Source organism: Mesorhizobium sp. M0018 (assembly GCF_040323955.1).
Lineage (GTDB): Bacteria > Pseudomonadota > Alphaproteobacteria > Rhizobiales > Rhizobiaceae > Mesorhizobium.
Map to the genome: position 1 here is coordinate 78777 of NZ_JAMYVL010000014.1, position 23853 is coordinate 102629.

24 protein-coding genes and 1 pseudogene are annotated in these 23853 nt (G+C 57.9%); 8 read left to right on the forward strand and 17 right to left on the reverse strand.

Annotated features, from left to right (window positions below; all coding sequences use genetic code 11):
• Window positions 1-2: 2 nt before the first annotated feature.
• The gene (locus NKJ81_RS20245; protein ID WP_352541499.1) at window positions 3-1175 is read right to left on the reverse strand and encodes a glycosyltransferase family protein; all 1173 of its coding nucleotides are present in this window, start codon (window positions 1173-1175) and stop codon (window positions 3-5) included.
• Window positions 1176-1574: 399 nt separating this feature from the next.
• Here NKJ81_RS20245 and NKJ81_RS20250 point away from each other — a divergent pair, with 399 nt between their 5' ends.
• Window positions 1575-2498 (forward strand): glycoside hydrolase family protein, encoded by a 924-nt coding sequence (locus NKJ81_RS20250; protein WP_352457922.1) that lies wholly within the window; start codon window positions 1575-1577, stop codon window positions 2496-2498.
• A 234-nt stretch (window positions 2499-2732) separates the two neighbouring features.
• Here NKJ81_RS20250 and NKJ81_RS20255 read toward each other — a convergent pair whose 3' ends face one another.
• Window positions 2733-3653 (reverse strand): ArsR/SmtB family transcription factor, encoded by a 921-nt coding sequence (locus NKJ81_RS20255; protein ID WP_352457921.1) that lies wholly within the window; start codon window positions 3651-3653, stop codon window positions 2733-2735.
• Window positions 3654-4083: 430 nt separating this feature from the next.
• Window positions 4084-4671: an alpha/beta fold hydrolase gene (locus NKJ81_RS20260; RefSeq protein WP_352457920.1), complete on the reverse strand. Its 588-nt coding sequence runs from the start codon at window positions 4669-4671 to the stop codon at window positions 4084-4086.
• A 241-nt stretch (window positions 4672-4912) separates the two neighbouring features.
• Here NKJ81_RS20260 and NKJ81_RS20265 point away from each other — a divergent pair, with 241 nt between their 5' ends.
• Window positions 4913-5239: a hypothetical protein gene (locus tag NKJ81_RS20265; RefSeq protein ID WP_352457919.1), complete on the forward strand. Its 327-nt coding sequence runs from the start codon at window positions 4913-4915 to the stop codon at window positions 5237-5239.
• An 83-nt stretch (window positions 5240-5322) separates the two neighbouring features.
• Here the strand turns inward: NKJ81_RS20265 and NKJ81_RS20270 are convergent, their stop codons facing one another.
• From NKJ81_RS20270 to NKJ81_RS20280, 3 genes are all read right to left on the reverse strand, one after another.
• Window positions 5323-5775: a YidB family protein gene (locus NKJ81_RS20270; protein ID WP_352457918.1), complete on the reverse strand. Its 453-nt coding sequence runs from the start codon at window positions 5773-5775 to the stop codon at window positions 5323-5325.
• 355 nt (window positions 5776-6130) lie between these two features.
• Window positions 6131-7000, reverse strand: coding sequence for an MBL fold metallo-hydrolase (locus tag NKJ81_RS20275; protein WP_352457917.1), 870 nt, complete (start codon window positions 6998-7000; stop codon window positions 6131-6133).
• A 1172-nt stretch (window positions 7001-8172) separates the two neighbouring features.
• On the reverse strand, window positions 8173-8487 hold the full coding sequence (locus tag NKJ81_RS20280) for an alpha/beta fold hydrolase (protein WP_352467863.1): 315 nt from the start codon (window positions 8485-8487) through the stop codon (window positions 8173-8175).
• 373 nt (window positions 8488-8860) lie between these two features.
• On the opposite strand from NKJ81_RS20280, the gene NKJ81_RS20285 reads away from it, so the two are divergent.
• Entirely contained in the window at window positions 8861-9499 is a 639-nt protein-coding gene (locus tag NKJ81_RS20285) for a hypothetical protein (protein WP_352541500.1), read from the forward strand.
• A gap of 21 nt (window positions 9500-9520) precedes the next feature.
• Here the strand turns inward: NKJ81_RS20285 and NKJ81_RS20290 are convergent, their stop codons facing one another.
• From NKJ81_RS20290 to NKJ81_RS20335, 10 genes and pseudogenes are all read right to left on the reverse strand, one after another.
• Window positions 9521-9847: a PHP domain-containing protein gene (locus NKJ81_RS20290; RefSeq protein ID WP_352541501.1), complete on the reverse strand. Its 327-nt coding sequence runs from the start codon at window positions 9845-9847 to the stop codon at window positions 9521-9523.
• Between the two features lie 37 nt (window positions 9848-9884).
• Window positions 9885-11174: a helix-hairpin-helix domain-containing protein gene (locus tag NKJ81_RS20295; RefSeq protein ID WP_352541502.1), complete on the reverse strand. Its 1290-nt coding sequence runs from the start codon at window positions 11172-11174 to the stop codon at window positions 9885-9887.
• A gap of 95 nt (window positions 11175-11269) precedes the next feature.
• Window positions 11270-13168, reverse strand: a complete 1899-nt coding sequence (gene ligD / locus NKJ81_RS20300; RefSeq protein WP_352541503.1) for a DNA ligase D — start codon at window positions 13166-13168, stop codon at window positions 11270-11272.
• Between the two features lie 539 nt (window positions 13169-13707).
• Window positions 13708-13947 (reverse strand): DUF982 domain-containing protein, encoded by a 240-nt coding sequence (locus NKJ81_RS20305; RefSeq protein ID WP_352473716.1) that lies wholly within the window; start codon window positions 13945-13947, stop codon window positions 13708-13710.
• An 8-nt stretch (window positions 13948-13955) separates the two neighbouring features.
• The gene (locus NKJ81_RS20310) at window positions 13956-14201 is read right to left on the reverse strand and encodes a DUF982 domain-containing protein (RefSeq protein ID WP_352473718.1); all 246 of its coding nucleotides are present in this window, start codon (window positions 14199-14201) and stop codon (window positions 13956-13958) included.
• Window positions 14202-14209: 8 nt separating this feature from the next.
• Entirely contained in the window at window positions 14210-14455 is a 246-nt protein-coding gene (locus tag NKJ81_RS20315) for a DUF982 domain-containing protein (RefSeq protein WP_352517808.1), read from the reverse strand.
• A gap of 227 nt (window positions 14456-14682) precedes the next feature.
• On the reverse strand, window positions 14683-14937 hold the full coding sequence (locus NKJ81_RS20320; protein ID WP_352492321.1) for a DUF982 domain-containing protein: 255 nt from the start codon (window positions 14935-14937) through the stop codon (window positions 14683-14685).
• A gap of 354 nt (window positions 14938-15291) precedes the next feature.
• Window positions 15292-15519 (reverse strand): hypothetical protein, encoded by a 228-nt coding sequence (locus NKJ81_RS20325; protein ID WP_352541504.1) that lies wholly within the window; start codon window positions 15517-15519, stop codon window positions 15292-15294.
• Between the two features lie 667 nt (window positions 15520-16186).
• Window positions 16187-16384 carry a hypothetical protein gene (locus NKJ81_RS20330; protein ID WP_031213410.1) on the reverse strand — a complete coding sequence of 66 codons (198 nt, stop codon included), beginning with the start codon at window positions 16382-16384 and terminating at the stop codon, window positions 16187-16189.
• A 642-nt stretch (window positions 16385-17026) separates the two neighbouring features.
• Window positions 17027-17224: pseudogene (locus tag NKJ81_RS20335) on the reverse strand (transposase); the annotation flags it as partial.
• A gap of 75 nt (window positions 17225-17299) precedes the next feature.
• Between NKJ81_RS20335 and NKJ81_RS20340 the strand changes: the two are divergent.
• From NKJ81_RS20340 to NKJ81_RS20350, 4 genes are all read left to right on the forward strand, one after another.
• Complete coding sequence (locus NKJ81_RS20340) at window positions 17300-17551, forward strand: DUF6074 family protein (protein WP_352541505.1); 252 nt, start codon at window positions 17300-17302, stop codon at window positions 17549-17551.
• Between the two features lie 422 nt (window positions 17552-17973).
• A complete protein-coding gene (locus NKJ81_RS32680; RefSeq protein ID WP_502904304.1) occupies window positions 17974-19371 on the forward strand; it encodes a hypothetical protein in 1398 nt (465 codons plus the stop codon).
• A gap of 422 nt (window positions 19372-19793) precedes the next feature.
• Window positions 19794-20582, forward strand: a complete 789-nt coding sequence (locus tag NKJ81_RS20345; RefSeq protein WP_352541506.1) for a UPF0489 family protein — start codon at window positions 19794-19796, stop codon at window positions 20580-20582.
• A gap of 30 nt (window positions 20583-20612) precedes the next feature.
• On the forward strand, window positions 20613-22271 hold the full coding sequence (locus NKJ81_RS20350; RefSeq protein WP_352541507.1) for a hypothetical protein: 1659 nt from the start codon (window positions 20613-20615) through the stop codon (window positions 22269-22271).
• A gap of 190 nt (window positions 22272-22461) precedes the next feature.
• On the opposite strand, the gene NKJ81_RS20355 is transcribed toward NKJ81_RS20350, so the two are convergent.
• Window positions 22462-23163 carry a hypothetical protein gene (locus tag NKJ81_RS20355; RefSeq protein WP_352541508.1) on the reverse strand — a complete coding sequence of 234 codons (702 nt, stop codon included), beginning with the start codon at window positions 23161-23163 and terminating at the stop codon, window positions 22462-22464.
• Between the two features lie 69 nt (window positions 23164-23232).
• Here NKJ81_RS20355 and NKJ81_RS20360 point away from each other — a divergent pair, with 69 nt between their 5' ends.
• Window positions 23233-23847, forward strand: coding sequence for a hypothetical protein (locus NKJ81_RS20360; RefSeq protein WP_352541509.1), 615 nt, complete (start codon window positions 23233-23235; stop codon window positions 23845-23847).
• The last annotated feature ends 6 nt before the right edge of the window (window positions 23848-23853 follow it).

Here is a 23853-nt window from a genome sequence, read left to right on the forward strand (position 1 = left end):
GCTCACGCCCTCCTCAGGAATGGGACGACGCTCTTCATCGCATGGGCGCGCTCGATGTGGGCAGCCATCGCGCTCCAGGTCTTCTCCCAGGACATGTCGGCGAGGTAGGCGTCGGCCTTCTTCACCAAGAAATCGCGGGGGTGGGCCAGGATCGAGCGAAGCTTGGCCTCGATGTCCTCCGCCTCGACAATCTCGACAAGGCCTTCGACGCCGTAGGTACGCACAACGTCGACGATCGCCGTGGACAACACCGGCAGTCCTGCCGCAAGAAACTCGGGAGTCTTGGTCGGGCTGATGTAGCGGGTCGCATCGTTGAGCGCGAACGGCATCCAGCCGGCACTCCAATGCCTGAGATAGTTCGGCAGGTCTGCATAGGACTTGCCGCCCAGCCAATGCAGGTTGCCTGCCGTGGGAAGGCTCGCCCGATCGATCTTGACGACAGGGCCGAGCATGACAAAATGCACGTCTGGCATTGCCGCAGCCGCATGCGCGATAAGTTCAAGGTCGAGCCGTTCGTCGATGACCCCGAAGTACCCCACCCTCGGGTGAGGTATGTCGGCCTGATCGAACGGGTCTTCACCTGGCGCCCTAGCCTGATGGAAATGGGTAACGTCGATGCTGCTCGGGAAGGGAAAGATCGCCCGATGCAAGCTGCGCTTGGCCTCGTAGAGGCTCTGCCCGCCCGTGAAGACGACATCGGCACGTTGCAACAGCGCCTTTTCCAACTGCGTCAACTCTGCGGGAGCGTCTTTGAACGCGGAGAGTTCATCCATGCAGTCGTAGACGCAGACGTCACAGGCGAGATGATCGCTGAAGCGTAGCGCCATGGGCGTGTAATACCAGGTCGTCAATCGGTCATGCGGCGTGGAGGCGAGGATCTGATCGACGAACCTGCGCTGGATTGCGTCCGCCCTGGTCGCGGAAGTACCAACTGGGATCAGCGGCGTCACTATTCTGATCTTGGGGGTAATATTGTGCACCCGCATCGAAGGGTGGCGCCTCTCATCGAAGATCGGCTCTTCGAAGTAAATTAGCTGTTGCTGTTTTGACGCCAGGGTCAGAATGTGTTGTGGTCTCTGATATACGAAGTTCCATCGGAGGTGGGAAAAGCAAAGTAAAATTGACGGTTGTACAGGGTTTTTTGGTGTTTTGGCCCGGCCCGCCGCCATTTCCATGTAGATTATCCTTCGATATAGTTACAAAATGCCTCGACTAACAAAAGTCAATCGAGGCAGCTTTGACATGAAGTTCGCAGCCTTCTATATAACTTCCATCCCGATAAGTTGTTCCATAGCTCCAAACTGTCTCGGGCGAGACCAGCCGTCCGCTCCACTTGCGACGGCTCGACAGAGAAGGGGCGAGCCGGCCGCCCCCATTCGATCCACATGATGAAGCCCCTCGCGTCAGGTCGGGCTCCCCAAATGTGGCCCTTTGCCACAGAGCGGTTCAAATCCTTCAATCGTTCAACAACCGTTCATCAGCGGAGCTATAAATACGCTTGGAATCGATTCATCTGAGTCGCGCCGGTGGTTCATTTGAATGGAGACCGAGACGAATCGAGGGATGGCTGGCGAATGAAGATCGACTTTGAAACCAACGTCTTTCCATTGTTTCACCCGCAGGTTGTGGATGATCTGAAGGACCCTTGTCCGGTGTTCGACGGCACGCTCTGGCACGTCTTCGGCTCCAGCGGCACCGTCACAACAGAGAGCTGGAAAATCCTCCACGCCACAGCGCCGGATCTTTATGGACCCTGGACAGAGCACGAGGCGATCGTTTTGCCGGTAACCGGATCTGGCATTGCGGCGCCCGGCGTCATTCATGAGTGCGGCGTCTTCCACATGTTTATCCAGACCGAATTCATGAAGTCCGGCGGACGTTGCGAGCACGCGGTGTCCAATGACGGCTTTCATTGGGTGGTGCTCAATCCGGCGATATTGTCGCTGCCCGACACCGATGAGGACGGCATCTACGATCCCCACCCCGCAATCGTCGGAGGCAAGCGCTATATCGTCTATTCAGGCATGCCCAAATTCACCAGGGTGCCCCAGCCTGATGTCTATCTGGCGCGCAGCCAATCCGATTCCTGGTTCGGGCCATGGAAACGTCTCGGCAAGATACTCGATCATCTCGACGTGCCACATCACAATGCGCGCGAGCACCCCGATTACGAATGGGGGATAGAAGGCGCGCAGCTCGTCGCGCTGCCGGACGGTCGTGTGCTTCTCAACGCCACCTGCTTCCTCCCCGAAGGTCCGCGCGGCAGCCGGCAGCGCGTCTTCTTCGCCATCGCCGATGACGTCAAGGGTCCCTACGTTTCCGTTGGCCCCGTTCTCGACCCTGGTGAGCCCGGCGAGAATGGCCATTCGACGGTGATGATCGACGGCCGGCAACTGACCTTGTTCTACCAGAGCAGGCGTGAGGCTACGAACCATCGCTGGCGGTTCGGGTTGGCTAAGTGTGACCTGGATCGGCATATACTTTCGAGAGTTGCCTAGATGGTAAGTTCCGGCATTTTGCCGGAACGGAGGATGCTCTGGCTGTTGGTTGGTGGGACGGATCCCTTTGTACTGGTGATTGAGGGTAGCAGGGGATTCGCAGCCAGTGGGCAAAGCTTGCGACGAGAGATCTATACACGTCAGGCAAGCCGGTCGCCTCATGGACGGCGGTGCCAGCTGCAAGCCTAGCCTAGCAATGAACTGTAACTGAGCGCAGCAACGCGGCCAGTCGATTCACGCGGTTTTGATCCTGAGCACAATGTCCTGATCGTAATTTCCAAAGCCCTTGCCGAAAATATTGATCCCGCCGGGGCGCTTGGCGTCGTCCTTGACGCCGATACGGACGCGGATTGAATGATGGCTCTTCAGATCGAGTGCGGCGAGGCCGGTTTTGGAAATCCTGAGGCCGTCGACATGGGTGCCGTCATTGGCAATTCGCCAGTTCTTCAGCTTACCGTATTGCGAGCCCTTGAGCTTCCACCAGGAGGGCGTGAAGACGCCGCGTTTGTCACCGAAATCCCCCGGCGACGTCCAGGTGCCGACATCGACGCCATTGATCGTCAGCGTGATGTCCGACGGCCAATCGGCGCTGGTGCCCGGCACTTCCGAAGACAGCTCTATCGCCACTTCGAGCTCGGTGATCTCGGCATTAGCGAGCTTGGCATTATTGGGAAACTGGTATTCGACAAAACCGCGGGTGAACCATAGAAGCCCGGCTTTCATGCGGTCCGGATCGAGGAAAGTGTTCGGCACATCGAGCAGACCGATTATGCCGTCCGGCGAACAAAGGCCGCAGGGCGCGGTAACCTCGAAGCCGGTATAAAGCCCGATCGGCATCGACACTTCGATCGCGTCGTTCTTGACCGCACGATATTCGCTCTTGAACACGACGAGCACTTTTTCGGCGGTCGGATAGCAGATTTTCCGGTTGCCTTTCTTCGCTCTCTCGGTGCGGATCAGCCCCGCATCCTCCAGCACCTGGATGTTGGTCGAGACGGTCGACTGCGGTAGCGACAGCACGGCGGCGATTTCGTTGACATTCATCGGCCCCTTCTCATGCAGCAGTTTCAGCATCGAGATCCGCGCCGAGGAGGCAAGCCCCTTGAGCACGGCAATGCCTTCCTCAGGTTCAATCACCAGAAAATTGCGACTCATGAAATCGCCAGTCTATGCTCGTGACAGAGTTTATGGCTTCGCTCATTGCAACGGCGCTGACCGAAACGCCGAGCCGTTGATTTGGTTACATTAAGCCCTCGACCGTCAGTATGCATCGCAAGCCGTACCCGCAAGGATGGTGCGACATGTCTACATTTGTTCTCCGACCGCCAGCTCCTTGTAGTGCGGGGGTGCTTGTCAGTCCGTGGCCTCGATTTGCAGACGACTAGATACTGGCAGCCACAAAGAGAGGCAGAAGCCGAACACGGAATTGGGGCCGTTCCCCTGGCCAAATCCCCAAGATACGGGACCTCGACGTCGATGTTAGCCGAACCGGCGCGGATGGATGCACAGGATGCGGTTCGCTGAAGTGCGTGCCGCCGTGAAGTAAATCATCGGATTCGCCACCCGATAGAGTCGGGACGGGGTTCTACCTATTGCTTTTGAGCATGATCTTTTCCGAAAATCGCGATTCCACTTCTTCGGGATCGCGCCAGTGCCGGCCTACTTCACTGCTGGCCGCGGCAGCGACCCTGTCCACCATGGCGAGAACAGCTAGCGGTGCGGTGTGGTGGACCATGTGGCCGGCCTGCGGGATGATATCGACAAAGGAACCAGGAATCTCCGATTGTAGTCTAAGAGCCTCGGCTTTCGCATCGAACAACCGGTCGCCGGCCCCGGCAATAATGCCGGCAGGCATCAACAGATCATTGTAGCGGGTGAAGCGGCCGCCGGCCAGCGCGTCGGCCAGCATCAATCCCGATTCGGCCGCGATCGACCGCAGCTGTGAGGCCAGCTGGCGATGTCCTTTGCCGACGAAGCAAACCCCGCAGAGACGATGCCGGGGCGAAATACTTGCCCATGGCGAGCGGCCAGGTGAGCAGCACAAGCAGCGGCAGCAAAATGTGGGGGAAAACACCACCGGCGACAGGCAAGGGTGGCAGCCCGCCAGTGCAAGGCCCAGGCGCGGCGGCACCGATGAAGACTTCCGATCGAATCGTCGTCCGATCGAGCTCATCGACTCGCCCGCCTGCCATCGAACCCAAACTCAGGCCGCTGAGCGGCCGAGTAGTAGATGCGACTTCGCTGCTTCATGGCTCACACTCCACTTTCAGAAAAGAGCGTGTGTTGCTGCGATCCGTTGAATCCGCCACCCAAAGCGGACGCGCCGCGAACGCGGCTGCTAGGCAGGCCGAAGCCTGTGCAAGTACAGCTGTGCGTCACAAGCCAAGTGAACCAAGAAGCTGCACGAACCGCGGGTGATCGCGAATGGCGTCGAAATCGACTTCGTGACGGATTCGTTCCAATACGTTCTGACTCATGCTTCCTCCGACGGCTCTTTCCAGGTACCGCACCGCTGCTCCACTTCCCCGAGCACGGAATACATGCAAGCGGCGTTGTACTGCGTCACGAAGTCGTCCGGATCGATCGCCAGCGCTCTGGCCAGCCAGGAACGCGCCCTTCTTCCGCTCACCGATATACGCGAGCGCGAGGGCGCCGCGATGCAGCGGTGCCGCATTTTCAGGATGGCGGCCAGTTGCGCGTTCGGCGCGCTCGAACCAGATCCTTGGTTCCCGAGCGGATGAAGGCGATCGCGCAGGAGCGTCCCCGAGTGTAGAGTTGCCACCCCGGATCTCGCCTTGGCCGGCTGCATTCCTGGCTGTGTCTCCTAGGATACATTGTCGAGCAGGGTCGACTCATCCAAGCCTTGTCTCGGCTCAGGCGGCCATTCACCATTCGGCGTCATCTCGTTGACTGCCTCGGGTAGATCCCGCGCAATCCTTCTGATTAGCTCCTCGCGCGAAAGGCCCGTCTGCATCGAAATGGACGTGAGTGTACCTTCGTCCATTGCCGCTTCGACGTCCCTTGGCTCGATCGGTTGGTTTGGCCCGCTGCCAACCCACGAGTCGACCTTCGATCCTGCCCCCACCTCCCTGAACCGGTCGAGGATCTCACCAAGGTCAGCCCTCGACACGCCATTCGTTATCTGAGCCAGAATTCTGCGTTGCGGGTCGTTTGGGTTAAGATACCCCGCTCCCGGAATCAATTCACAGAGCTTGTCGCGATTTTGGTATGCCAGAACGCCAAGCATCGCGATCGCCAATCTTCCCAGATTTGCCATTTGGTCTCCTCCACGGTTTGGCCGATGAGCGAAACGAAGCCAAGTCTTGGCGGATGCCGACGCGTGTGTGCTCGAACAACTTCTTGCCGGTCGGCTCACCGGCGGAGAGGACGCGTCCTTCGGGGTACTCGTTTTCCATCTGACGTCTTCTCCTGACGCAGAACTTCGGGGCGCTTGGCCGCAGTCGCCCTGCACCGATCGAGCGACCCTAACCCGGCGCCTCCCGGGTTTGTTCCGCTTGTCAGAGTTTGTCGGCGACGATGGAGAGCGCGACCCGACGGGTAACTCTACCGGCTCGAGAGATAGAGTCTGCCCAACTTGATCATACTTCAGAACGACGGCGGCTCAGTTAGCCTCAGCTACCTAGGACTGCCGCCGGCTCGCGCACGAATTTCAATTTCGGCGGGACGGCGAACACCGTGAACCGCTCAGCCAGGCTATCAAGAGCTTGACGCATGCCCACTCCCGCAGCAGCCGCACCGTGTCCACTGATGACCATCTGCGGGTTCAGGGCTGCCAGGTGCTTCACGGATCTTTCCGCCGCATCCCAGTCCGGCGTGAAGTAGCGCGGCGGACCGTGCATCTCAAGATCCTGAACGGCGACCTCGTAGACTGACTCCTGACCGGTGGTGATGAAAGCGTCCCCTACGATCAGCGAGCGGTCCTCCTCGCGCCAGAGCGAGATATGCCCAGGAGCGTGCCCGGGTGTGTGTACCCATCGCCATCCGGGCATTCCGGGGATCGATCCGTCGGCAGGTAAGAGTTCCAAACGGTTGCCAAGATCAATTGGCCCCCGTGGAAAAAGCGGCGAAAGCAGCGCCATCAGTCCACCCCCGACCCAGGGATCCGGTGGCGGATAGGACGCGGTTCCGTCCAGATAGGGGCGCTCGAGTGCATGCGCGAAGACAGGCACGTCCCACCTATTCGCGAGGTCTAGAACCGTTCCCACATGGTCGAAATGGCCGTGGGTCAGGATGATCGCGGCCGGCCGTGCGTTCGTGCCAAACCGCTTTTCCGCGACCGCAAGAATGCTGCCGCGGGACGTCGGCAACCCGGTATCGATCAGCATCCAGTTCCGATCTCCGCTGCCCGGTGCGCCGAAGAACACGACATTGACGATTGCTAGGCGCAAATAGCCCAAGTCCGGTGCGATGCTCCAAGCGCCGTCGCCACGATCCTCGCGCCTGGCGTGGTCGATCTCGGAAAGTCGAATCTGAACGGTCATGTGATCCCGTGCCTCTCTTGTTGCTGAGCAGCCGCTCGAGTCGATCGGCGGCGGTGGTATATCGCCCCGAACTTGGCACGGCCCTCCTTGTTCCTCCTTCGCCACCCAGCTCCGGACGGTCCACCACAGGAACAAAGGCTCGACCAAATCGGTTCGGCATTACCCGGTCGCGCCAGGACGAGCTGGACTGAGCAACGAAGATGGCGCGCGCCCCATTGGATGCGGTATTTCGCCAACGCGGTTCCCGGTCCTAACAAGGCGGCCGAGTTCGGAGCCGACTGCTGAAAGAAGACTTCGAATGAGCGAAGTGGGGCGTATGGACGAGCACCAGGTGGAGGCTCCGGTTCCGCAAGCTTCGCCTATGACTGGTCAAGTTGGGCGCCAATGGTCGAGGCGGCCCGATCGGCAGGTGTCCAGGTTATCTGGGACATCTTCCATTGCGGATCTCCAGACCATGTCGATCAGCGATCGCTGCATTTCATCGATGCCTATGCCTCGTTCGCGGCAGAAGCCGTGAGCGTACAGCGTTCGATCGCCGGAACACCGCCTCTGTTGTGTCCCATCGACTAGATCTCCTTTTTCGCATGGGCTGTTGAGATCGGCTATTTCCCGCGTGGGGCCGAACAAACGTGGATGGTTCAAGCGGCATCTCGTGAAGGCTGCCATCGCGGGTGTTCGTGCAATGCGGGAGATCGACCCCGCCTGCAGATTTGTCTGGGCCGAGCCCCTTATCCAAATCGCTCCTCGTGACCGGACCCGCAGCGAACGGGGTCGGGCCGAAAACGCCCGTCAGGGGCAGTTCGAAGCTTACGACATGTTGCTGGGCCGCGTCGAACCTGAGTTGGGCGGGAGCGAAGATGTTGTCGATGTCGTGGGCCTGAATTTCTAGCCGCACAATCAATGGTAAATAAACGGGCCGACGATATCGATGGGACACCATGAGTACCGCGCTTTGTCGGAAATGTTGCTCGAGGTTGCTCATCGGTACGGTAAGCCGATGTTCATTGCCCAGACCGGCTCAGAGGGATCCGGCGGGCCGGCTTGGCTCCACTATGTATGCCGCGACGAGGTGCGTGCCGCTATGGGTGTCGGAGCATCGATTCGAGGGTATTTGCCTGTACCCGATAACGGCCTACCCGGGCTGGGACAATTCGCGTCATGCAGAGGTGGGGTTATTTTCGGCCATCCACCCGAATGGCACACGCCGCCTCCGTCAGCCCGTCGCGGACGAACTGGTGCATCAGCAAGATCTGTTCACGGCAAACCGGACGCGCTGATTGTGTTGCGACACACCGCAAGGGCGAGCACCGAAGACCAGGGCAAATTACGGTGTATTCCTCAGCCAAAATCGGCGCCACGCGATGCCAAGTGGCATGGGTGCGAGGATGACCGTGCAGCATCAGGAAGCGGTGGCCCCTTCCACCAACCCGCACTCTGAGCGTCGCTTCCGGAAGTTTGATCTGCTCCAGCGAGAAACCTTCAAACATGCAACTCCCTCCATTCGCAACATTTGCCAAACGTGTAAACGGAGAGGCAGTTCAATGTCGGCTTCCGCGGGATCTGAACTTGCCTTGTATTCCGCGAAGAGGTCGTGAGCCGAACGGCGGCTTTAACTGGTCCCTCGGCAATAACCGGACGGACAGCAAACGGCCCCCAAAAAGCCGCCAGGCGGCAACGCGCCTGATATCGCACTTTGAGATTAACTCTGCCGCTTCCTGTTAGCCGAAGTTGCAAGCGGCCCCGCTAACAATCGTGGTTGCGCCTTTGGGCATCGTGGTTCAGACCGCTGGCGGATTAGAACTCTGTTGGCGTTGCGATCGGCTCATCGCTGCCGAAAATCAGTGACCTATATAAAGGGGCATGTCCACGCGCCGAAAAACCAATGCAACAGCGAAGCTGATTGGAGAATGGCCTTTGACCCCGGCTGCAACGCTTGGATCGTCCGTCAGAGCGACGGGTATTTTTCTCGAAATACGCGCCCGCCTTCCAACGGAGTTCAGGAAATTGCTCAATATCGAGTCCCGCGTGCTTACCCTGCGCCTGTCTGAGGGCGCCGAGAATGATGTGCAGGTGGTATTCGGGATCGTATCCAAAGCACTGCAGAATATCGAAGAACTGCCCGTAATCCCCCGTGAAATCGAGGACATTCTGACGATCTCGACGGCCGAACGGCACCGCTGGCTGAAAGATGGTCGCTTGCAGAGCGCCGGGACGAAAACGGTGAAACTCCGCGGGCGGGCAAGGAACATCACCTTTCACGTGTTCGACCCGCAGCACGTGGAGGATGTGCTTGACCGCGACCTGGTAACGGTCTGGCGCGAACAGGACGCAGCGACAGCTGCAGAGAATAGGCGGCGAGCCGCGGGGAAGGCCGCTATGAAACGTGCTCAAAGAAGCGGTCGCGAAACTGCAGCTTCAGGTGGCTATGGCCACGATGAGAACTCGCACTCCAATTTGCGCGGCTGGGAAGATTTTGAGAAGGACGGACTCCTGCACTGATAGGCCGGGCGCACAAGCAGGTTAGGCCGTTTGGCTGCGCCGTGCGAGATGCGCAAGGAGAGCCGTCAAACGCATCGCGTTCAGGACCCGCTTCGCAGGAACACCGCCCTTGCGCGCCATCTCGACACCCCAATGCATGTGGTCGAGCTCGCGGATCGAATGAGCGTCCGGATTGATGCTGAAGATGCAGCCCTGATCGAGTGCCTTTTGATGCCAGCGCCAATCGAGGTCGCGTCGCCACGGATGTGCGTTGATTTCGACAGCGACGCCGTGTTTCGCACACGCTTTGAGGACTTTGTCGACGTCGAGATCATAACCGGGCCGGCGCAACAGCTGGCGACCGGTCATGTGCCCGATGATTGTCGTCCGAGGATTTCCGATCGCCTCAATGATACGCTCCGTCTGTTCCTTCTTTGGCAATTGAAGCGGCTGTGCACGCTCGCGACGACGAAATCGAACGTCTCCAAGATATCGTCCGGGTAATCGAGCGAGCCTCGATGCCCTTCAATATGCGAAATTTTCCATTGTATGCCTTGTTCAGCCGGTCAGCTTCGCGGTGCTGTTCAGCAATCTCCTGCACCGAAAGGCCGCCGGCGTAGTGAGCGGACTGCGAATGATCGGCGACACCATAGTATTCGAATCCGCGCTTGTGCGTGGCTTCAGCCATTGCCTCAAGCGTTTCGGTTCCATCGGATGCGGTCGTGTGAGAATGCAGGATGCCATGCAGATCTTCATCCCGAACGAGAACGGGTAGCTTCCGCTTTGCGGCTCGCTCAATCTCGTCCCTGCCTTCGCGCAATTCCGGCTCGATAAACTGCAAGTCTAGAGCTTGGTAGATTTCTTCTTCTGTCGCTGACGCGATCAGTTTTCTCCCGCGATGAAGCCCGTCGGCGTTTAGGGTGAACCCCTTATTGGCCGCGAACGTCTTCAGTTGCTCAAGGTGGTCTGTCGAACCGGTTGCTTCGAGCAGGCTCGCGCCAAAGTGCTTCCTGTCCGTGACAACAAGCCTGAGGGTCATATCCTCGATTCCAGTCGACTTTCTGGCCTGCGCTACCAGGGCGAAGTCGGAAACGAGCTCGCAACCGCGTCGGAAGTCACCTGCAATTTCCACGCGCGAAAACTCTGGATGCTGTTGCTTTACCGATATGACCGCATGATGGAGAAGAGCGGCGGCCTTGTGCAGGTGAAGTTGCGTTTCGCCGCTTCGCACGATGGCCAGGTTCTGCAGCAGCTTTGTCTGAAGCGCGGCGCCGAGGCCTTTGACTGGGCGGATGCGGTCTTCTCTCGCTGCGGCCTCGAGCTCCGCCACCGAGTTCACGCCGAGCGCCTGATGAAGCTTCAGTATCTTATCGGGACGAAGCCCGGGTATGGCAAACAGCTCCATCACGCCCGCTGGAACATCCTCGCGCAGCTTCTCAAGGCTTGGGTGCGTGCCGGTTTGGTAAAGCTTGGTCACGATGTCTGCGATCGCGTCACCGATCCCCGGGATTTTGGTGAGGGCGCCGGCGGCGATGATCCGATCAAGCGGCTGCGACAGCGCCATCAGACTGTCTGCCGCGCGCAAGTATGCCTTTGTGCGATAGGGATTGTCGCCGCGCATAGACGCCCGTTGCGCGTATTCCCTCAAAAGACTGGCGACGGTCCTAGGATCGATTTTTGCCATGGCTTCAGCCAAACGAGACCGATCTCCGCAGGTTCCAATGAGGCAAGGCCGTGAGCGCCGCGTTGCCCTTTGAATCCCGGCTTTACTGCCTCTTCCCGCGTCGGACGCTACAGATTGGGCAAGGATTGGTCAGCGCGACCCCATCCAGCCAGAGTTTTGGAGGCTGCGCGTTTCTTTAATTCAGGAGCATCGCCCACGTGGAAATGAGAGGGCGCGTCTATTGTCTTCATCTCCGCCCACGTGATCGGTGCCGCGACAGGAGCGCCCGGACGTGATCTCGCGCTGTAAGGCATGATCGCGGTCGCCCCGCGCTGATTGCGTAGATAGTCCACAAAGATGCGACCCTTGCGGCGCGCCTTTGACAACACGGCCGTGAAATGGGCCGGATCGCTCCGGGCGACCGCCTGCGCCAGGCGAGACGCGAAGTCCTTCACCTGTGGCCACTCGGCGCCAGGGGTGAGCGGCGCGATGACGTGCACTCCTTTGCCTCCCGTCAGCATCGGGAAAGTCGTAAGTCCCAGCGATTTAAGGATAGCGCGGAACTGAAAGGCAGCGGCGCGGACGGCCTCAAAATCGAGACCTTCATCGGGGTCGAGGTCGAACACGAGGCGGTCGGCCTTTTCGACATCCTCGATCCGAGCCCCCCATCCATGCAGCTCGATCGTTCCCATCTGGACGCAAGTCATCAGTCCGTCGGCATCGTCGACATAGAGATATGGTTCCTCGTGCCCGTCCTTCTCCGTGATGCCGACGTGGTGGACTTTGTCGCCAAAGCTGCCGGCGTCGTGTTTTTGGAAGAAGCACTTCTTCGCGCGGCCCTGTGGGCATCGAACCAGACTGATCGGCCGGCTGCCAACCCAAGGAAGCATGATCGCCGCGACCGCTGCGTAATAGTCGGCAAGCTGTCCCTTGGTGATGTTGGACTCCGGATAGATGACGCGGTCACGGTTACTTATCGCGATGGCGGTTGTCGCAGACGCGGCGAGATCGGCTGCATGACGTTCCGTCTCGAGCACGACCGCCTCCGGCTTCTTGTCTTCACGGAGACCAAGATAGCTCGGATGTCGTAACGTCCCTTCATTTGTCATTTCGGTGAAGGCAATCTCAGCGACCAGTTTCGGACGGAGCCAGTGTGCGCCGCGCACTTCGGCGCGTGGTGCGTCGACGGTCGCGGCCTTCTGCTCTAGCGGCGCCATGATCTTCAAGAGACGAAGAAGTTCAGCGGTATCGAAGCCGGTGCCGACTTTCCCGGCGTAACGCAGCTTGCCGCCGTCATGAACGCCAAGGATCAAGGACCGAAACGCGCGGACCTTGTCGGACGGCGTCCAGCCGACAATCACAAATTCCTGCCGCCTGATGCATTTGATCTTCAGCCAGCTTGCGCCGCGGGCCGCCACATAACTCGAATCCGCGAGCTTTGAGATGACGCCCTCAAGGCCGGCTGCGCAGAAGCGATCGAGCAGCTCTTCTCCGCGGCCGAGGATATGGTCGGAGTAACGAAGGACCGAATTTTTCGCAGGCAAGATCGCCTCCAGCTTCGCCTTGCGCTCAACAAGAGGCAGCCTTGTCAAGTCTTCGCCGTCGAGCTGCAGCAGATCGAACGCATAAAAGTCGATAGTCGCCGGGGCACCCTTCAATGCATTTTGAAGCGCTTGGAAGTTAGATCTTCCTTCGACATCGACAACCACGGCCTCGCCGTCAATCAGGGCGGAGCGCACCTTGAGCTTGCGAGCCTCGGAGAGGACCGAGGGAAAACGGCTAGACCAGTCCAGACCAGATCGTGTGTAGGCTCGCGCCTCGCCACCGCCGACGGCAACGAGAATACGATAGCCGTCGTATTTCATTTCATGGATCCAACGATCGCCGGCAGGGACCGTGTCCACGAGCGTCGCGAGCTGGACCGGCCGGAAAGCGGGCGGCGCTAAAGTGACCTCGTCACGAGCGGGCGACTTCGCTTGACTAGCGCTCGACCCATTGATTGCCTTACGCGACGTCGGCTTGACCACTCTGACCTAAACCATACTCAGAGACGAAATAGCGTTATCCGCGTCCAACGCGCGACTACTTCTTTAGTTTCGCTGCAGGCCGCATTGAGCTTTTCGCGATCATTGCCGACCCGCTTGATTAGCGCCTCGGCCTGAGGCCGTGCTTCCTGCCTCCGGCCCTTCCATCTTCCCGATTTGCGCGCACAGCTCACTGGCAATAATCAAGAGCAGGAACGTGCCCTCAAATGCCGCCACAGCATATCCACTTTCTGCCATCGGCTTTAGAAGCCTGACATTCCGGTTCCGGTCCCCTGTGCGTACGGTTTTGATCTTCTCGTCGAACCCCATGTTTCGATTGATGATTACTCGACGTGCCCCATTGACGCCAACTACCTCGCCCAGAGCAGCTCCGATGCCAGTTTCAAGAAGTGCAAAATGGCCATAAATGCGCCGACCAGAGTGAATGCTCTCGTATCCGGGTCTATTTCGAGCAGCGCGGACTTGGTCAGCATTAGACAGCCTAACGGGTCCTTCCCAACATAGCCATGGGCACCGGCCTGCTACTCACGCAGCACCCTCTCCTCCTTGGCAGCAGCCTCGAAAGCCTGACGGACCTCTTCCGGAGTCACACGGTCCTGAAGGGCGTCGGCGCACAGTTGCACAGCCTTCCTCCACTTAGGTCCCATCTTGGTCCACTTCATGAGTTCCTCGGCGGCACCCTCGACGTTGTTGCACCCGTAGGTGACCCCAGGTCGGTCGGTCTTGACGTACACCGGAGGGGAGAACCAATGGGTTGCCACGACAACTCCTACTCAGGGGAGAGATACACGTTGGCCTCCTTAGCGGCAGCCTCAAAGGCCTTTCGTATTATGTGGGGGTCAATCGAATCGCCCTCCAAGGCTGACAGGCAGAGGGTCACCGCCTTATGCCAGCGAGGCCCTCGCCGGGTCCACATCTTGAGCTGCTCAAGGGCTTCCTTCGCATTGTTGCAGCCATGCCTGACACCGGTTTCAGTCTTCACGAACACCGGAGGGACGAACCAGATGGGCGCCATGATACCTCCTACTCAGGGGAGAGATACACGTTGGCCTCCTTGGCAGCCGCCTCAAAGGCTTCACGCACCTCTTGGGGGGAGGATTTGCCCTCGAACGCGTCGACGCAGGATTGGACCGCCTTCGTCCACCTCGGGCCCTTTGTGTCCCATGCCAGGAGTTCCTCGGCGGCTCCCTCGACGTGGCTGACCCCATTGCGAATGCCCGGACGTTTCGTCTTCACGTAGACCGGGGGAGCGAACCAGAGGGGGCCCATAAGAGGGAACTTAGAGCGGGAAGAGCCCGCCGACCAACCCCGCTTTAGCTGCAGCTAAGGGAACGATGTAGGCCCTCGCGGGTTTAGAGGCGGCAGCGGGATTACTTCGTGGATGTGCAGCCGCTGTGGGGGGGTCCGTCGCCTCTCATCTCCATGCTTGGCGGCGGGCTCCTTTCGCGAAGGCGGTGTTGGTCTGAGACACCTAGAACCTTATACCGCAATCCAATTTAGCTGGTTGTCATTGGGGGGAGTAATGTCCCCTCCTCTTTTGCAGCAGCCAGGAATGCCTTGCGGGCCTCCTCAGCTTCCATCTCGTCGAAAATCACGGCCATGCAAACACGCACCGCGAGGTCCCACCAAGGGCCACGCTTGGTCCACTTCATCAGCTCCTCGCCGGCTGCTTCGGCGTTGTTTACGCTGCGGATGATCCCGGGACGCTCGGTCTTGACCGGGACCGGAGGGTTGAACCAGTGGAGAGCCATGCGGTCACTCTTTGTCGGCCCGATCAAGTTCCTCCAGCAAATACTTTTGCTCAGCCCAGTTCCCGTTCTACAGGCAGAGTGAGCAGGTTGCGAAGGTAATTACGGATTACCTCTGACTATTCAAATGGCGCAGGACGGCGCGCTTCCGTTGCGATGCCACAGCGGCTGAAGTTGGCTGACAGCTACTCGCGACCGTCGATAGCCACGCAGAGGCCCATGGCAGTTGCTGCCTCGACGATCGCCTCGGTTAGTTCTTCGTTGGAGGCCACCAAATAAGGCGCAGTCTCCCGAGCTTCGCGTAGTGCCGCTTTGATCGAGACCGTGTCGCGACGGTCCGCCCTGTTGAGGAGGCGGTTATTCGCGAAGATCGAACCCGACGAACAGGCCAAAGGCTGGGGCAACATTGACAATAAGCTCCACCAGCTCGCAGTCAGTTTCCGCCAGATGTGGCCCGTCTCGGCGCACTGCTGCGATAGTCTCTTTGACGGAGATGATTTGGCCGCGACGGGCTTGTAGGATCAGCTCGTGAACAAGGTGTTTGGCAGTCACTTTGTCGGGTCGGCAGTTCGCCCAAACGTTCATACAAGGCCTCCCACCTCAGCGAGAACCCAAGGGAACATTCATGATCCTCTGTCGAGAAAAATCAAGAAGAATGTTTGATAACTTCTGAGTGGGAATCAGGGGGACAAGCCACGAAGCGAGCTTCTATACTCTTTGACCTGACGCTCAGCCAGCCGGCTAGGGACCTTCTTCCGTCGGGCCCTGTTTGGCCCGATCAATAGCCGCAAGTAATGACTGTAGGGTTGGCGGCAGTTCTGGTTCGACCTCCAGATTTAAGAACGTTTGTACGTGATGACGATAGCCTTCGGAACGGATCAGTTTCCGAAACGCTTCGGAGACAGACTGATGGTCTGCTTTGTTGCTCGTTGTCATGTTCGGGAAGTCCGTCCCAATGAGCCGCAACTCGCCCGCAACGAATGGGTTCCATCAGGAGGTCGGAATATTTGGTAGAAATTTCTGAGCGGGAGATCGGATAACTGGCTCGCGCGAAGACCCCCGTGCCCCCTTCGATCCGCCGAGCATTAATCCCCGCTGTTTGAACAGAAGATCGTGTCGATCTAGCGTCGGTGTTGCACATAGCGACCGTTGAAATGCTTCTGTCCAATGTTTGCTCACGCTGTGATGCCAATAGGGCAGGCTCTTGTGGCAGGGTGCCGCAAGATCGCGACGAACGAAACGCCGGCCCAGTTCAACCCGCGCGACGTCCTTCAAAGCTGGGGGGATCGATCTTCACCAAGCGGTCTGCGGCCTCGACGGCAGTTCGTATCCTGCTGCACAGCGCGAGATTTTCGGCCAGCATTTCTTCAGTGCGTTGAAGCGCGAGCTCGGTCCGGTGGATGCGCTGCCTGGCATTGGCAACTTCCGATGTCAAAATATCGACCGCCATCCCGTGGCCGTGGGGTTCCATAGTGTCCATGGGTTTCTAATACATGGGGGGCGATATCGTTCCCTGGTGTCGGGCGAAACCGCGGGCCGCAGAATAGCGCGATGGGCCGAATGACCAAATGCACTCCCTGTCAAAACAGCGCCAGAAACAGGCGAACGGCTTCGGCCGCTCTACCTGCCACGGGCAGAGGCGATCACGGTCCAGAGGGTCATTGATCTGTTCAGGCACGACTACAACGCAAGCGACGACACACTCAGGCGGTGGTGATCAAGGACCGTCATCACAATCAGACAATGCCCGGTGCTCCGTGGAGAATAAGCGCTCCCGGTTTGGCTATGGCGCTCGCCGGCGATGATGACGCACTTGCGCGGTTGAGGCGGGACGATCGCGAGCACCCCACAACTCGGTATTTCAAGCGGCTCGGCATCCCGCGACCCTGACCTGTTATCAAAACTTATGGTCGCGGCGACTGTCTAAAAATAGACATTAAGTAGATGTCGCGGCCCGACAGGGCTCCACACAAGAGCGAACCGTTGCTGCCTTGCGCATCGCCCTCTAGGCCGCCGGCGTCGAGTTCATCCCGGAGAACGGCAGCCGCGCCGGCGTGAGGCTCCGCAAACCTTAGGCCGTAGACTCGTTACTGCGCAGCCACACACCTGCTTTTCGCCATCGGACGAAGCGGTTGCAACAGGTGGTGCGCGGGCCATAGCGCTGAGGCAGGTCGCGCCATGGAGCACCGGAGCGCAGCACCCAGAAGATGCCGTTCAGCACGCGCCGATCATCAACACGTGGCACACCTCTTGGCTTGTTGGGTAGACGCTTTATTCCATTGCTGACCATTGTCCAAAAGCGCTGTTAACCAAATTTTCTCACCCGCCAATGCTTATTCGCGCGACTGAAGGGGTGAGGTGATCGATGTGTGATTCAAACATAAGCGCGTTTCCGCTGCATCGGCGGCGGAAGTTGGTCGAAGGGATCGCCCGGGTCCTGGAATCCAAGAACGGGAAGGACGCGAACGCCTTCTGGCGCAACACCGCCAAGGCAATTCTCGTTCAACTGTCCGAATCAGGAATTGCACCCGGCGTCGCCGAACAGGAAGTTGGAACGCTTCTTCATGCTGTCTTGGCCGATATCGCCACCCGCAGTGCTGCGAAACTTGCACAATAGCATCGGCTCACGATGAAGGATTGCCGCATAGAGACGCCCCGGGGCTCCACAAGCGTAGCACCACTGCATCCGTCAAACGCAGGTTTCTCACTGCGGATGAAAAGATAGCCGCGTTCGTCGAAATCATGCGCGCGAATGTGCTCTCGGGCGAGATACGGTTCCGCCTCGCCTGTCCGGCGGTCATCGACCAAATCGAGGTAGGCGATGCGGAAACCCGCATTCATGGAAGGCCGACGGACCTTTTCCACGAGCTGAACCCGCAAAACCAATGAGCCGCCGTTGAGTTCCACACTGCAAATTATGCAACATTTCAGCACAAATAGTGAACCGTGATGTCGCGCGATAGGGGCCACGGCAATAGAATAAATTGACGAGCATTGCTGCTATAAGCTTGAGGACAATATAGTTTATTGGGGGGAATCATGCTCAGGGCTTGCATCAATCGCGTGCAACACGCCGTCGGACACGGCGGATTTCATACAGGCCACATTCAGGTCTTCGAGCCCCTGGCGACCGGCACAGTGTCCGTCGGCTACACGGAGATCGAGAGCTCGCGGTACGTTTATGATTGCGGGTCCGAGCAAAGCAAGGCGTTCAAAAGCGCATTGAACGCGCACCGACTGAGTTGCGGCGGACGCACAGACATTTTGTTCGTGTCCCATCTCCATTCGGATCACATCAACGGCATCGAACGCTTGCAGGCCATGGCACCAGCTGAGACAGTGGTCGTACCGTATCTCGATGCCATCGAGCGATTGATCTTTATTCTGGCCGACACGGAGTCCGGCGCCCTTTCAACCTCGGCACGCGAATATTTCGCCAATCCAGCGAGGTGGTGGCTGAACCGCGGTGCGAGATATCTCATCTTTCTCGAGGCGGATGACGGTGATGCTCCACGGCCGGGCGGACCGATGGAGCCAGATAGTCCAATCGATGACGACGATCGCGACGATCGGCGAGAGCCGGCGACATGGCCGGAAAAGAAAAATCCTGGTGCCCGGCTTGCCCATCACCTCCGCAAGCCAAGAGCAACGGTGCCGGAGGGTTTGACACCTGCGGACGAAGCGAAGCGAGATGCGGTCGAGGGCGCCATTCTTGCGGGAGCGGGCTCTTTGATGCGGCTCGAATGGCGCTATCACGAACATGCGGGTTGGCAGGTGGGCGACTGGATCCTGCTTCCTTATGTGCATCCTGTCGACAAGGCCGTTCGCTCCCGGTTCCAGCGCGCGGTCATAAAGGCCCTCAGGATCAGGGGCCGCAATGAGGGAAAACTCGCTGCGAAGCTAATCGAATTTCTTGGCTCCCGCGAGAAGACCAAGGTGCTACTTGATCTCTACAGTGAGCACTTCGGACACGGTCACAACGCCTTATCGATGTCGCTCTATTCGGGACCATATTGCCGAAGCATAGGAATAGTCGATGATGAAAATCGGTGGCATCAATACGGATGGCGCTACGAGGACTTTCCCCATCACTACGTCGGTTTCGCTGAACCAGTGGGCTGGCTCGGAACAGGGGATTCAGCGCTGAAGCAAAAGCTGCGACGCGATCCCTGGCTGAATTTCTATCAGCCCTACTCCCCCAATCTCGGCGTATTGACGCTGCCACACCACGGCTCCGCCCATAATTTTCATGACGAAATCCTGGCATTTGAAGGCCTGAGGATTGCTCTGGCCACCACGATCGAGCGCCGGGAACGGGTCGCGGGGATGCGCGACACCCTGGCTGCCGTGGAAGCCCGAGGGATTCACGGCCATGTCGTCGACGACCGACGCACCAGCACGTACCAATTCTGGTGCGGCCGCATCATGGGGAGATGAGGTTGGAAATTCTGGTCGCTGGATAGTCACGAAGTCCGTGCTGATTGTCCGCTTCTACGAAGCGGACAACGAACTGATATCGGTCGTGCGAGCATCCGCCGCAGTAACGCGACTGGACGTCTGCACAAACGAGAGGCCCGCTCGATGCTGCGGCGGATCAAGTTCGAGCCTATTGGCTTTCATCCTGTGGTGTATACATGGCCAAAACGAACTTTGGATCCTCAGTCTGAGTGGAGATATTTAAGCAGGAGCCTTAGGAATTCCATGCCAATCGTTTGGGGACCGCGAAGCCAAACGCACAGCGGGCACCAACTTAGCATGGTTCGAAACATGGGCGCCGAGCTGGGTGAACAGGCCAAACGTAGAGATATCTCGTAACAGTAATGATTGCATTTATACTATTCCGTGAGAGGAACCGCATTTTGATCGTTGCCGATATCGACCTCGACATATTCCTCTCTGAAGTTTCTTCCTTCGATCACCGACCTCGGGCGCCATCCTCTGTCCACCCTTGGAGCGAAGCCCAGGTCAGGCATTTCCTTGAAGAGCAGTGCCAACTGTCGCGTGATCGCACTTCCAAGCGTCCGAAGGGATATTTCATTGTCCATCATGATGAAGCGTTCCCCATATTCGAAGCACTATCGCGCAACGGCGCGACGCCGCTGACCGTAGCACATATCGACGCCCATTCCGACTTTGGAACGGGGTTCGGCGACCAGTCATGGATTGACATCGGCCAGCGGGTACTCGGTTTCGATCCTGAACGCCGCGTTAAAGCTATTCCACGAAGCGGACCAGAGCGCATCTCTCCCGCGAACTACCTGTCGTTTGCACTCGCTTGTCGCTGGATCGCGTCGCTCACCTATGTGCACCATGCACAGAGTGGCCATGATCTGATGCCCTTTTTTTTTCGGAGTTTTGATACCGAATGCGAGATGGTGGAGTTGCGACACATCCCGCATGGCCTCTTCGATGCCGTGACCGCAGGCTCAAAGGACAAGCTTATTGCGCTACCGCATGTGCTTGAGCCACCGATCCTCTTTCGCAAAGTCGCGGTGGAAGACTATCGCGCCCTAGCCCCATTCGATTACGTCATACTATGCCAGTCTCCTGGCTACACCCCGACCGAGGCGGATGCTCTAATCCCGATCTTTGAAGAGTACGTCGACTTCGAAGTCAGATTCCATGAGACAATCGGGAAACAGACCTAAAATGCGGGGAGAGCACAAGGAAATGACAACGTGACACTCGACGGGTTTTTAGGCCTTATTGCCCTCTTCATCGCCTTCTACGCGATCGTATCACCGGTTACACGTCTGCGTGTGCAGTTACATCTTGCGATACAGATGCCGTTGGCATTTCTATCGGTCACGCTTGTTCTCTACTTCGAATTCTTCTCTCTGTTGGGGCAGCCTTGCTGGCCAGCCAGCAAACAGCTCTGCTATTGGCTCACCTTCCCGGCCGACAACAGCTTTACCCCTCAGCAAGCAGCCTTCCTCGTCGTGTTCGCCTGGATGAGCTTGGCTCTGACGCTCAACCATCTCTTAAAGTCAGGACCTCGCGCATTGCCGACCATCGGCAAGATCGTTCAGACGCTATTATATGACCATCGGTTTGCCGAGTTGCTCGACTTTATCCGACCCCATCTGAGATTGATTGATGAAACGGCGCGACGGCAACGCCTGCTTCAGAAAGTCCACGATTGGCTGGCAAATGCGGACCGGTTCCGTCGTCAAAAATACCCGGCGATCGGACCAGTGGAAGAGGAAGTAGCGGCAGAGGCGAAATCTACCTTTGCGACCCGTGGCTACGAGGGGTTTCGGCGAAACATACGTTGGTTCGCGGTCTTTATTCCTGCCCAACGAAAGGTACAGGCAGGCGCGGAAAACATCGCTCGTATGCTGCTGCGGTCCGAGGAGTTCCGACGCTTCGTCGTAACGATGAGACCGGACATGGCAGCTGATCTGATGGCGATCAACCTACATCTCCGCTACGACTTTGCCGACAAAGTCTTTCGGGATCTGATCGCCGATAGTGGAAGCAGGCTCTATCAAGAAATCGAGCAGAACCAGAATCTCGCGGGAGATGGGGGCTATGTCATCCCCGAGCAGAACAAGCTGCTGCATTTTCTTTTTGACGATGCCAATGTCGCTCGCAGGCTCGGAGCCTGGAAACCGGTTGGCGACTACGTGATCAACAGCATTCGCGCCGGCGCTAAGAACGGCTACACTGAGTACCTCAACGACCGCTCGGACAATTTCGACGAGGAACGGTGGCGCGACAGTACTTTCGTCGGCATTCGCTATTTCGACATCATGGTTCATGCCGCCATGCGACAGGGCGTACCTGACCATATGTGGCTCTTCTATCTTCCGCTTTTCGTGAAGGAACTCGAAGAAGTTTACGATTCGTCCGGTCCGGAAATCGACACCACGGCCGAATTTCCGACTCGCAATGCCCGGCTGATCTATGAAGCCTTCCATGTCATGGGCAACTGGGTGCGGGCCATAGAATATCTGGACGCGGCATCGCCGCATGCGGCGATCGCCCCAATGGGAGAATTCTCGTCTTGTGCCATTCCAGTTGATGCAGGCGTCGTTCTGGGCAACGCCATGGTGACAGTGGTCCTGTCTCCTCGGATCGGCGACACATTCGCTGCCTACATACACGACTGTGTCCTGCACCATATCTCTGCACTTTCGCGGGATGGGCTAGAAGGACGCATGCGTGCCATTCTTATTCGAACGGTCGTGGCTGGCGGCAATCGAGGTCCAGACGCCAGATATGGCGAAAAGCTCAAAACCTTTCTGGCCATGACGGATCATGTCCTTCGCGGACAAGTGCGGGATTATGTAGAGGCCGTCACGACCACATTTCCTGATCCAAGAACATCGGATTAGTTGTTTGGTCTTCACAGTCGGACGCTGGAGCCGCAAAAATGGTGACTCTTTCAAACTATGTTTTTCACAAGCGCCTTCCCACCCCAATCGCCGCCGGTTTAGGGCCAATGGCGCTAGCGGCCCGCCATGGCGCGGACAATGATGCTGCATCGCAGCATACGAGGGCTTCACCCAACATCGAATGGCCCGTTCAGGATAGGAGATCGATATGATCCGCCTTCGGACGTTCCAGCTCCTGAATTTCAGACACTGTCAAGTGAGCGTCTCTTAGTATCCTCATCTCCTGAGCCGTGAATTCGCCAGCACGATAAGGATCGTATCCGGCCAAAAGTCGCGAACGAATAATTGCATTCTGCGCGATGGTCAAAGCGGGGAAGCGACGCACACCAACTCCAATGAGCTGGCCATTTCGGGTGGCTGAGTAGACTTCTCCGGTCTCGATCCATGTAATTGCGATATCCGGGATAAACGGGATATTTCTTTCGTCGTCTATTGATGGGGTTATGCATCTATAGTCCTTTCCATTACTCAGTACGCTGTGTAGAACAAAATTCAGACCTTGAACCCACCATCCCGTGACGGACTTAGCCTGCCGCGTTGGATCGTTCTTCTCGAACCAACGGGCATTGGCGTGGCATTCGTTCGATGGCATGCGCATATATTGTAACTCTTGATCAGAAAGGCGTTCGACGTGACGGAACTCTCGATCGAGCAATTCTGCAACCACGGCAGCTTCCCAGGGCGTTGGTGGAAAAAACCATTCATTAACTTGCGCCAACAAGTGCCCCCTAATCTCTTCTCGCCTTCTTCTAGCCTCGCCCATCTTGAGTCTCCAAAAAATGATACGAATCAATTTACCAGGTATCTCACCGTTCCAGTTGGCTGTGAGCAACCCTTGACACCCCTTCATGCGTTAGGCCGCGCTGACATCGAAATGGGCTTTGAACTCGGAGAAGCTTAAATGAGGAGGCAAACGGAACGTATATTCACCCATGAGGCGATGAATCGGCCGTTGTTCGAAGAACCAGGTGACCACATCCATCGCGAAGATCCATTCTCCGGTCCCCAAGGATTCATGGTGGGGGATGAGTTCATCCCGACCCGCTTTGAGATGGCGCAACAGTACTTTGACGCCGCACACATGCTTTTGGAAACGATAAAGCGTGGCGATTGGGAGGACTACAAACTGGTCAATCCGGCCCTTTACCTCTATCGCCATTCACTCGAATTGTTGGTGAAGGACATCACACGATCGTCGCGTAGGACGCACGATCTCTCGGAACTCGCCGGCGAACTTGAGGCAACGGTCATTGCCTCGTCTGGATTTTCGGCTCCGACTTGGATCATCAAGCGGCTTAAAGAGATTGCAGCAATAGACCCCACTTCCACTGCGTTTCGCTATGGGGAAAAATTTGACGTTGCCTCGAAGCAGGCGCTGCCGCCGGTACCTGAAGCTGTGTACGTAAGTGTCCCCCACCTTCAGCGTGCAATGCTCACGCTCAACTCGGCACTCCGAGGCGGTATTGCAGAAATCGCGAATGAGCACCCGGTATATTATTTCGACGGTGACGAATAATCGGGA

Coding starts and splice junctions, on each gene's coding strand:
- NKJ81_RS20325 (WP_352541504.1), bottom strand. CDS start 15,519: ATGAACGTTTGGGCGAACTGCCGACCCGACAAAGTGACTGCCAAACAC.
- NKJ81_RS32680 (WP_502904304.1), top strand. CDS start 17,974: ATGCTCAGGGCTTGCATCAATCGCGTGCAACACGCCGTCGGACACGGC.
- NKJ81_RS20270 (WP_352457918.1), bottom strand. CDS start 5,775: ATGGCAAATCTGGGAAGATTGGCGATCGCGATGCTTGGCGTTCTGGCA.
- NKJ81_RS20310 (WP_352473718.1), bottom strand. CDS start 14,201: ATGGCGCCCATCTGGTTCGTCCCTCCGGTGTTCGTGAAGACTGAAACC.
- NKJ81_RS20280 (WP_352467863.1), bottom strand. CDS start 8,487: ATGTTTGAAGGTTTCTCGCTGGAGCAGATCAAACTTCCGGAAGCGACG.
- NKJ81_RS20360 (WP_352541509.1), top strand. CDS start 23,233: ATGAGGAGGCAAACGGAACGTATATTCACCCATGAGGCGATGAATCGG.
- NKJ81_RS20330 (WP_031213410.1), bottom strand. CDS start 16,384: ATGGCGGTCGATATTTTGACATCGGAAGTTGCCAATGCCAGGCAGCGC.
- NKJ81_RS20320 (WP_352492321.1), bottom strand. CDS start 14,937: ATGGCTCTCCACTGGTTCAACCCTCCGGTCCCGGTCAAGACCGAGCGT.
- NKJ81_RS20260 (WP_352457920.1), bottom strand. CDS start 4,671: ATGAGCTCGATCGGACGACGATTCGATCGGAAGTCTTCATCGGTGCCG.
- NKJ81_RS20245 (WP_352541499.1), bottom strand. CDS start 1,175: ATGGAAATGGCGGCGGGCCGGGCCAAAACACCAAAAAACCCTGTACAA.
- NKJ81_RS20250 (WP_352457922.1), top strand. CDS start 1,575: ATGAAGATCGACTTTGAAACCAACGTCTTTCCATTGTTTCACCCGCAG.
- NKJ81_RS20290 (WP_352541501.1), bottom strand. CDS start 9,847: ATGACCGGTCGCCAGCTGTTGCGCCGGCCCGGTTATGATCTCGACGTC.
- NKJ81_RS20340 (WP_352541505.1), top strand. CDS start 17,300: ATGTGTGATTCAAACATAAGCGCGTTTCCGCTGCATCGGCGGCGGAAG.
- NKJ81_RS20315 (WP_352517808.1), bottom strand. CDS start 14,455: ATGGGCCCCCTCTGGTTCGCTCCCCCGGTCTACGTGAAGACGAAACGT.
- NKJ81_RS20275 (WP_352457917.1), bottom strand. CDS start 7,000: ATGACCGTTCAGATTCGACTTTCCGAGATCGACCACGCCAGGCGCGAG.
- NKJ81_RS20285 (WP_352541500.1), top strand. CDS start 8,861: ATGTCCACGCGCCGAAAAACCAATGCAACAGCGAAGCTGATTGGAGAA.
- NKJ81_RS20255 (WP_352457921.1), bottom strand. CDS start 3,653: ATGAGTCGCAATTTTCTGGTGATTGAACCTGAGGAAGGCATTGCCGTG.